This window comes from Candidatus Protochlamydia sp. W-9 (genome assembly GCF_001950615.1).
GTDB classification, from domain to species: domain Bacteria; phylum Chlamydiota; class Chlamydiia; order Chlamydiales; family Parachlamydiaceae; genus Protochlamydia; species Protochlamydia amoebophila.
Genome location: NZ_BCPZ01000131.1, coordinates 1 through 1432, shown reverse-complemented (window position 1 = coordinate 1432; position 1432 = coordinate 1). Strand labels below are relative to the sequence as shown.

General features: G+C 51.5%; 1 rRNA gene. It reads right to left on the bottom strand.

The annotated features are described in order from the left end of the window. Nucleotides 1-67: 67 nt before the first annotated feature. Nucleotides 68-1432 (bottom strand): 16S ribosomal RNA (locus BU804_RS04180); the annotation flags it as partial.

The following is a 1432-nucleotide window of genomic DNA, read 5'->3' as shown; positions in this document are numbered from 1 at the left end:
TAAGTAAGACAATGTACGAAGCTTAGAGCTTGCCCAACCTGTTTGCTAAATTAGCAAACTGTCCTTTAAAGGAGGTGATCCAGCCCCACCTTCCGGTAGGGCTACCTTGTTACGACTTCATCCCAGTCATCGGCCTCACCTTACACGCCTCTTCCCTTGCGGTTAAGCCAGCGGATTCGGGTAAAACCAACTCCCATGATGTGACGGGCGGTGTGTACAAGACCCGGGAACGTATTCACGGCGATGTTGCTGACTCGCCATTACTAGCAATTCCGTCTTCATGTAGTCGAGTTGCAGACTACAATCTGAACTGGGGCCGGCTTTCGGGATTTGCTTCACCTCGCGGCTTCGCTGCCTTTTGTACCGACCATTGTAGCACGTGTGTAGCCCCAGACATAAGGGCCATGCGGACTTGACGTCATCCTCACCTTCCTCCTGGTTAACCCAGGCAGTCTCATTAGAGTTCCCACCTTAAATGTTGGCAACTAATGATAAGGGTTGCGCTCGTTGCGGGACTTAACCCAACACCTCACGGCACGAGCTGACGACAGCCATGCAGCACCTGTGTAGCAGTCCCGAAGGAAAGGCCTATTTCTAGACCGGTCTACTACATGTCAAGTCTGGGTAAGGTTCTTCGCGTTGCATCGAATTAAACCACATGCTCCACTGCTTGTGCGGGTCCCCGTCAATTCTTTTGAGTTTCAGCCTTGCGACTGTACTCCCCAGGCGGTATACTTAACGCGTTAGCTACGGCACAACTAGGGTTGAGTCCAGTTACACCAAGTATACATAGTTTACGGCAAGGACTACCAGGGTATCTAATCCTGTTTGATCCCCTTGCTTTCGCGCTTTAGCGTCAGGTATAAGCTAGAAAACCGCCTTCGCCACCGGTGTTCTTCCACATATCTACGCATTTCACCGCTACTTGTGGAATTCCGTTTTCTCCGCCTACCCTCTAGAGATGTAGTTTCAAATGCTGTTCCGAGGTTGAGCCCCGGGATTTCACATCTGACTGACACCCCCGCCTACGCGCCCTTTACGCCCAATAAATCCGATTAATGCTTGCACCCTCCGTATTACCGCAGCTGCTGGCACGGAGTTAGCCGGTGCTTCTTTACCTGGTACGCTCAAAATCACTGGATGTTAGCCAGCTCATCTTGTTCCCAGGCGAAAGAGCTTTACGACCCTAAGGCCTTCTTCACTCACACAGCGTCGCATCGTCAGGCTTTCGCCCATTGCGAATGATTCTCGACTGCAGCCTCCCGTAGGAGTCTGGGCAGTTCTCAGTCCCAGTGTTGGCGGTCAATCTCTCAATCCGCCTAGACGTCTTAGCCTTGGTGCGCCTTTACCACACCAACTAGCTGATATCCCATGGACCTCTCTTTAACCGCGAGGTCTTGCGATCCCCCACTTTAATAAAAAAAAGATGTCT